Raw genomic sequence first — 7,462 nt, forward strand, 5'->3', positions numbered from 1 at the left:
TTTCACTACAGATCTCGGCTGGCCTACCAACTCGTCGACACGACCGACGATGACGCCGACTTGTTGGACCTGCTGCACGCTGCTGGTGAGGAGATCTTTGACCGCCTCGATCGCGAGTGGCCGAAGATGCATCTCTACGGCGACGGCCGGATCGTTCAGATGAGCCGGCCTGACCTCGGCCGTCACGACTTCGGCAACGACGTCGTCCACCCCACAGCCGTAGACCGTCCGAAGTGGGGGCCATGGGTCATGAGTGGGAGTTCCGCGGACTAGAAGAGCTAGCTCCGGAGATCTCGCCCTTCAGCGGGTCAGGGCAGTGGCGGCGCCGGCGCCGATGAGAGCGACGGCCCAGATCCGGTCGACGTTGAGCCAGGCCTTGCGCAGGACGCCGAGGCCGAGCACCTGCAGGACGACCACGGCCACGATCGCGGCGGTGAGCACCATCGTCGCGGTGTGCAGGAGCGTGGCCACCGCGGCCCAGCCGAGCGACTGCGGGACGGCCGAGGCGTGGTGGGACGCGAGCACCGGGACGAGCATGAGCCCGGCGCCGTGCACCGACGACATCAGGAACGACCACGTCCCGAGTTCCCACGGCGTGAGGCGCATGCCGACCCATTTGAAGTGGCGGCGGGACAGCAGACGCCACAGGCCGACTCCGACCAGGACGGCGCCGGCGGCAATCGTGACCGCGCGGGATGTGAAGGCCGACGCCGTGACGGCGAAGACGGCGGCGACCGCGCCGACCGAGACGAGGTGACCGGCAGCGATTGGCGGGAGCGCCCGGAGCGCCGCCGCGCGCCGGGGCCGGGGATCGGCGGACGCCTGCAGGCCGAGCGCGACCGCGAACAGCCAGCCCATCGCCGGGTTGAGGCCGTGGAAGATCCCCAACCCGGCGACGGTCAAGGACTGGGCGAGATTCACCGGCCGCCACCCGCGCGCGGGCCGGCCGCACGGATCATGCCGATCCCGGCGCGAGTCCCGGCGGGAGCCGAGCCGCTCACGGGTAGCAGTACGAGTCGGACGAGGCGTCGCCACCCTGCAGGCGGACCTGGTGCGGGCGGAGTCCTCGCCACGTCTCCGACCCGTGCGGGAAGAACCGCGAATCCAGCGTGAACCCGTCGGCGGTGGAGTCGAGCTTCGCCATCCAGGAGCCCACGCCGTCCGGGTAGAACTGGTCGTCCCAGGACCCGTAGAGCGAGTTCGTCACGTAGACCCGTGACCCGTCGCGGGAGACCTCGACCATCTGCGGCCCGCCGCGCAGCGGCTGGTCCGGCGCCGCCGGGTGCGCGACGTTCCCGACGATCCCGCCGAGCCGGACCGAGCCGGCCTCGCGCGGGTGGAACGGATCCGAGACGTCGTACCGCTTGAGCTCGCCGGTCCCCCAGCAGGAGACGTAGAGCCACTGGTCGTCGACGGACAGGTCGATGTCGGTCACCAGCGGCGGCACCGCGCCGAACGGCGCGATCACCGGCGGCAGCTGGGAGGCGTCCGCGGGCTCGGCCGGGATCGTGATGACCTTCGTCGCCTCCCACGAGTCGCCGGAGTCGGAGCGGTGCCAGAGCCAGACCGAGGCGGACAGGTCCTCGACCGACACGACCACGCCCACGAACCCGTACGACTTGGTCGGGTCGTGCGCGGGCCGCAGCTCCAGCGCCATCTGGTGCTGGTCGCCGAGGTCGACCTCCTGGACGTGCTTGCGCCTGCGCAGGTCCCAGAAATGCAGCTTGTGCCCGTACTTGCGGCCGAGCAGGAGCTCGCCGACGACCCCGTCCTCGATCATCGACGGGGTGCCCCACTCGCTGGTGACCGCGACGTCCTGGGCGATGTGCCACCACAGGTCGTACGCCAGGTACTGCGGGCCGCGGTCGACCTCCCACCGCCCCAGCACCTCGAAGGACTGGTGGTCGATCAGCGCCACGCCGCCGGGGCCCTCGGCACCGTTGGCGCCGCCGAGGCAGGTCAGGTAGATGCCCTCCGGTCCACAGTGGAGGGTGTGCGGCCGGGAGTAGCCGGCCCGCTTGGCCAGCTCCTCCGCCTCCAGCACCTTCACCACCGGCGGCTGCTTCGGGTTCTCCTTGGTGTCCAGGATCATCAGCCGCGACGAGCGCAGGCCCGGCACGACCAGGTAGCGGCGCTCGGTGTGCGGATGCGGCGCGTACGGGCACAGCGCCGACGAGCACATGTTCCAGCCGAAGTGGTGCAGCTCGTCGCCGGTGTACGGCATGTCGGTCCAGCCGATCACCTGACCGTACGACGAGGACTCGGGGTCGACGTCCAGGACCGCGAGCGCGTCGGGCTTCTCGGCCGCGCGGTCGAACGCGACGACGTACGCGAGCGTCTCGGCCGGGCCGGCCGCGGCGTCCCGCGGGGACGGGTAGAAGGTCGGATCGGGGGTCCAGAGGGTCACCGGGGCTCCAGAAGTTGGTGGGAACGGGCGGCGGAGCCCGGACAGGACGCGCTGGTCACGCGGAGCAGGTCGATGTGCCGCCGGGAGACAAGCAGCCGGGTTACAGGCCTCGGCAGCGGCGGCATGCCCGCCATCGTGGCATCGAGCCGCTGATCCGAACAGATGCGGGACGGGTCGTCTGACCCCATCGACCTCGGGACGCCTGCGGGCCGGCCCTGCGAGGAAGGGTTCGTGTGTGTGGCTGACGACACAGTAAGACGACAGAAACCCAGATCGAGCGGCGGTGAAACAACACGACATACGCCCAGGAACGCCAGCCGGAGATCCTGCGCCGAGCCCGTGGGCAGGGCCGGGTCGACGTGGTCACGCCGGCCGAGATCCTCGACGTGACCACCGAGACCATCCGCCGCCGGACCGGAGGTGATCCGGGCATGGTCGTCACGCTGACGCCGAACCGGAGCCTGGACCGGACCATCCAGGTCGACCGCTCACCCGCGGCGCCGTCATCCGGGATGTTGGCGCGCTCGCGCGGGGCGGCGAGAATCCTCCTCGTGGAGCTGAACCGGGCCCGGCTGGACGCCTCGGCCGCCGTGGTGCACCCCCCGACGCCGCCGTCTGCGCGGCCGAGGCGGACACCGTCGACGAGGTGCTTAGCTGACCGCCGGCGCCGGCGCGGACGTGGTCGTCACGGCCGCGGCGGCGAGGTCCGCACTGGAACAGGCACTGCTGATGGCCGCGCGCAGCGGCCGGATCAGTCTGTTCGGCGGGCTGCCCAAGGCCGATCCGGTGATCGCGTTCGACCCAAGGTGACGATCGAACCGTAGGAGGCAATGCGATGGTCGAGCAGCGCACGGTGGCGATCGGCTCGGACAGCGGGCTGCACGCCCGCCCGGCCGCCCTGTTCGTCAAGGCGGCCGCGGCGCAACCCGTCCCGGTGACGATCCGGATCGGGGACGGGAAGGCGGTGCCCGCGCGCAGCATGCTCTCCGTGCTCTCGCTCGGCGCCAAGAAGGGCACCGAGGTGACGTTGGAGGCTGAGGGTGACGAGGCCGCGGCGGCGGTGGACGAGCTCGCGGCGATGCTGGCCCGCAACCTCGACGCCGATGGCTGAGCCCCTGACCGGCCTCGGCGTCTCCCCCGGCGTCGCGGTCGGTCCGGTGGCCCGGATGGGCGGGCGGCCCGCGCTGCCCGCCCCGGCCCCGGTGTCCGATGTGGACGCTGAGATCAGCCGGGCCGCGGACGCGCTGGACGCGGTGGCCAAGGATCTCGCCGAGCGGGCGGCCGGGGCGCCGGCGGACGCGGCCGCGATCCTCGAGGCCCAGTCGCTGATGGCCGGCGACCCGACGCTGGTCGACGCGATCGGCGAGCACGTGCGGGCCGGGCAGGACGCCGCGCACGCGGTGCACGCGGCGTTCGGGGCGTACCGGGAGCTGCTGGCCGGGGCCGGCGGCTACCTGGCCGAACGGGTGGCCGACCTGGACGACGTCCGGGACCGGGCGGTGGCGACCGTGCTCGGCGAGCCGATGCCGGGCGTCCCCGCGCCGGGCCATCCGTACGTGCTGGTGGCCGACGACCTGGCCCCGGCGGACACGGTCGGGCTGGATCCGGCGACCGTGCTCGCGCTGGTGACCGAGCGCGGCAGCCCGACCAGCCACACCGCGATCCTGGCCCGGTCGCTCGGCCTGCCGGCCGTGGTCGGGCTGCCGGCCGCGGCGTCCCTGGTGGACGGTGCGGTGGTCCGGGTGGACGGCTCGGCCGGGACCGTGGAGGTCGGCGTCGACCCGGCCCAGGCGGGGACGACGGCCGCCGCGCTGCCGGACTACGCCGGGCCCGGGCGGACCGCGGACGGGCACCCGGTGCAGCTGCTGCTCAACGTCGGCTCGGCCGCCGACCTGGCCACCGGCGGCACCAGCAGCACGGCCGCGCTGCGGGACCTCGGGCTCGGCACCGCCGAGGGCGTCGGGCTGTTCCGGACCGAGCTGCTGTTCCTGGACCGCCGCGACATGCCGTCCGCGGCCGAGCAGCAGCGCGAGTACGAGGCGCTGCTGACCGCCGTGGGCGGCCGCAAGGTCGTGCTGCGGACGCTGGACGCGGGGGCGGACAAACCGCTGCCGTTCCTGGGGCTGCGGCCCGAGCCCAACCCGGCCCTGGGCGTACGGGGGCTGCGGGTGGCGCGGGTGCAGCCGGAGGTGCTCACCACCCAGCTGGGCGCGGTCGCGGCGGCCGCGGCAGCGACCGGGGCCGAGGTCTGGGTGATGGCGCCGATGGTGTCCACCGCGGCCGAGGCGGCGTCCTTCGCCGACGCGGCCCGGGCGGCCGGGTTGCCCACGGCCGGGGTGATGATCGAGGTGCCGGCCGCGGCGCTGCGCGCCGACCGGGTGCTCGCCGCCGTCGACTTCCTCTCCATCGGCACGAACGACCTGGGCCAGTACACGATGGCGGCCGACCGGCAGTCCGGCGACCTGGCCGAGCTGCTGGACCCCTGGCAGCCGGCCGTGCTGGCGCTGGTGGCCGCCTGCGGGGCGGCCGGGGGGCGGGCCGGCAAGCCGGTCGGGGTCTGCGGTGAGGCCGCCGCCGACCCGCTGCTGGCGCTCGTGCTGACCGGGCTGGGGATGACCAGCCTGTCGATGTCGGCGCGCGCCGTTCCGCTGGTCGGGGCGGCGCTGGCCGCGCACACGCTGGCCGAGTGCGAGGCGCTGGCCCGCCTCGCGCTGGACGCGGACGGCGCCGCCGCCGCGCGCGAGGCGGTCCGCACCGCCGCCTGATCGCCATCCCGGCCGCCGCCGGGTCCGGGGCCCGGGTGGCGTCAAGGCGGCCGGGATGATCGGGTCGTTCGTCGCTCGCTCGGTGTCGGCGGCGGCGGTGGCGGCGCGGCGGTGGTGGCGGCGATGCTGGCCGGGCCGGCGCTGTCGCGGCGTACCTGCGGGCTATCGGATGACCTTGACCCTGGCCAGCAGCCCGTCGATCGAGGGCCACAGGTCGCTGACCGTGTCCGGCAGCGAGACGTAGAGCGCGGAGGGCACCGACTGCCCGGTGTCCACGACCAGCACGACGATCTGCTCGGACTTGGCCGAGTAGCCGGCCGCCGCGGCCGGGTCGAAGATCGCCCGGTAGCGGACCAGGTACGCCTTGGCCCCGTCGACGGTGAGCGACTTCTGGCTGAAGCCCTGCCGGCTGTGCTTCGGGTAGTACTCCTGCGCCAGCGTGTCGATCAGCCGCTGGGCCGCGCCGGCCAGGTCGCCGTTGCCGGTGGTGTCCGGGTCCAGCGGACCCGAGTTCACGTTGGCCCAGTACGTCTGCCCGAGCGGCGCGTTCTGCTGGGTCACCCGGTAGTAGCCGAGGGTCGACTCCAGCCCGTCGAAGGAGTCCCGGTCCCATTCGCGCCAGGTGCCCGGCAGCACGTCGTACGACAGCCGGGCGACCCGGTCCTGGACCCGGCCGCTGACCGGGGTGGGCGTGATCGGCGGCGGCTCGGACGGCACGATCGTCGCCGGTCCGGGGCCGGGCAGCGGGTCGGCCAGCCCGCCCTCGTCGTCGCGGCCGGGCAGGCCGACCACGACGAGCACGAGCACGACCGCAGCGGCGAGGCCGGCGATCAGCCAGCCCCGCCGGTTTCCCGGCGGCCGCTCGACGGTGTCCGAATCCAGCAGGTCGGTCGCGGCCGGCGCCGGATCGGCAAGCTGCTCGAACCGGGACCGGGACCGGGTCACGCTGGTCCAGGACCGGCCGTCCCACCAGCGCAGCGAGGCACGGTCGCCCCCGGGCTCGTCGTACCAGCCGGGTGGGCGTGCCTCGGTCACGCCCACAGGCTACGACCCGGCGGGGTGAGACCCGGGTGAAGCGAGCTCGGACCAGAGGTACGCCGCGGCCTCGGCCCCGAGCTCCAGCATCGGCAGCACCACCCGCTCGTTCGGCGAGTGGATCGCGTCCTCCGGCAGCCCGACGCCGAGGAACACCACCGGCGCGCCGAGGATCTCGGCCAGGTCGGCCTCGGGTCCGCTGCCGCCCTCGCGGGAGAACCCGACCGGCAGCCCGAACGCCTTCTCCATCGCCCGGACCAGCGCGCCGAGCGCGGGCGCGTCCAGCGGGGTCCGCAGCGGGGCCACGCCGTCGCCCTCCCAGTGCAGCGTGGCGGTGATGCCGGGCGGCGTGTGCGCGTCGACGAACTCCTGGATCAGCGGGCGCAGCTCGGCGCCGCGCTGGTCCGGGACGAGCCGGAAGGACAGCTTCGCGTACGCGTCGGTGGGCACGATCGTCTTGTGGCCGGGGCCGGTGTAGCCGCCCCACATGCCGTTGATCTCGGCCGTCGGCCGGGCCCAGATCCGCTCCAGCGTGCTGTAGCCGGCCTCGCCGCCGACCGCGCGGGACCGGGCCGGACCGTCCAGCCAGGCCTGCTCGTCGAAGGGCAGCGCGCCGTACTTCTCCCGCTCGTCGGCGCCGACCGGGGCGACCGAGTCGTAGAAGCCGGTGATGGCGATGTGGCCGTCGTGGTCGTGCAGCGCGGCCAGCAGGTGGGCCATCGCGGTCAGCGGGTTCGGCACCGCGCCGCCGAACGAGCCCGAGTGCAGGTCGACGTCCGGACCGTGGAAGTCGATCTGGCAGCCGACCAGGCCGCGCATGCCGACCGTGGTGGTGGGGAAGTCGCGGGCGAACACGCCGGTGTCGGTCACCACGGTCACGTCCGAGGCGACCCGGTCCTTCTGCGCCCGCAGCAGGTCGGCGAAGTGCGGCGAGCCGGACTCCTCCTCACCCTCGATCAGGAAGCGCAGCGTGACCGCGGGGGTGTCCCTCTTTGTGGCGGAAAGGTGGGCGCGCAGGCCGAGCAGGTGGAACAGCAGCTGGCCCTTGTCGTCTGACGCGCCGCGAGCGCGCAGCACGTCGCCGTCGATCGTCGGGTCGAACGGGTCGGTCTGCCAGAGCTCGATCGGGTCGACCGGCTGGACGTCGTGATGCCCGTAGACGAGCACGACCGGCGCGTCCGGCTCGGCGCTCGGCCACTCCGCATAGACGGTCGGCAACCCCGCGGTCGGCCAGACCTCGACGGTCGGAAAGCCT

Annotated in this window: 8 protein-coding genes; 3 read left to right on the plus strand and 5 right to left on the minus strand. The window is 73.8% G+C overall.

Annotated features, from left to right (window positions below; all coding sequences use genetic code 11):
• From VGP36_13905 to VGP36_13915, 3 genes are all read right to left on the minus strand, one after another.
• Positions 1 to 210: hypothetical protein (locus VGP36_13905; GenBank protein ID HEV7655810.1), on the minus strand; the 210-nt coding region annotated here is incomplete at its 3' end.
• 90 nt (positions 211 to 300) lie between these two features.
• Positions 301 to 921 carry a hypothetical protein gene (locus VGP36_13910; protein HEV7655811.1) on the minus strand — a complete coding sequence of 207 codons (621 nt, stop codon included), beginning with the start codon at positions 919 to 921 and terminating at the stop codon, positions 301 to 303.
• A 76-nt stretch (positions 922 to 997) separates the two neighbouring features.
• Complete coding sequence (locus tag VGP36_13915; GenBank protein HEV7655812.1) at positions 998 to 2,407, minus strand: selenium-binding protein SBP56-related protein; 1,410 nt, start codon at positions 2,405 to 2,407, stop codon at positions 998 to 1,000.
• A gap of 678 nt (positions 2,408 to 3,085) precedes the next feature.
• Between VGP36_13915 and VGP36_13920 the strand changes: the two genes are divergently transcribed.
• Genes VGP36_13920 through VGP36_13930 form a run of 3 tightly spaced genes read left to right on the plus strand, consistent with a single transcriptional unit; the run spans position 3,086 to position 5,172 of the window.
• Positions 3,086 to 3,217 carry a hypothetical protein gene (locus VGP36_13920; GenBank protein ID HEV7655813.1) on the plus strand — a complete coding sequence of 44 codons (132 nt, stop codon included), beginning with the start codon at positions 3,086 to 3,088 and terminating at the stop codon, positions 3,215 to 3,217.
• A gap of 25 nt (positions 3,218 to 3,242) precedes the next feature.
• Positions 3,243 to 3,518 carry an HPr family phosphocarrier protein gene (locus VGP36_13925; protein ID HEV7655814.1) on the plus strand — a complete coding sequence of 92 codons (276 nt, stop codon included), beginning with the start codon at positions 3,243 to 3,245 and terminating at the stop codon, positions 3,516 to 3,518.
• Complete coding sequence (locus tag VGP36_13930) at positions 3,511 to 5,172, plus strand: putative PEP-binding protein (GenBank protein ID HEV7655815.1); 1,662 nt, start codon at positions 3,511 to 3,513, stop codon at positions 5,170 to 5,172. Before VGP36_13925 ends, VGP36_13930 begins: the two co-directional genes overlap by 8 nt.
• 162 nt (positions 5,173 to 5,334) lie before the next feature.
• Here VGP36_13930 and VGP36_13935 read toward each other — a convergent pair whose 3' ends face one another.
• Positions 5,335 to 6,207, minus strand: a complete 873-nt coding sequence (locus tag VGP36_13935; protein HEV7655816.1) for a DUF2510 domain-containing protein — start codon at positions 6,205 to 6,207, stop codon at positions 5,335 to 5,337.
• A 9-nt stretch (positions 6,208 to 6,216) separates the two neighbouring features.
• Positions 6,217 to 7,462: M20/M25/M40 family metallo-hydrolase (locus VGP36_13940; protein ID HEV7655817.1), on the minus strand; the 1,246-nt coding region annotated here is incomplete at its 5' end.

The organism is Mycobacteriales bacterium (assembly GCA_035995165.1).
In the GTDB taxonomy this organism is placed as follows: Bacteria; Actinomycetota; Actinomycetes; order Mycobacteriales; family CADCTP01; genus CADCTP01.

Bases quoted from the DNA above. Each gene is read 5' to 3' on its own strand.
- VGP36_13925 (HEV7655814.1), top strand. From the start codon at position 3,243: ATGGTCGAGCAGCGCACGGTGGCGATCGGCTCGGACAGCGGGCTGCAC.
- VGP36_13930 (HEV7655815.1), top strand. From the start codon at position 3,511: ATGGCTGAGCCCCTGACCGGCCTCGGCGTCTCCCCCGGCGTCGCGGTC.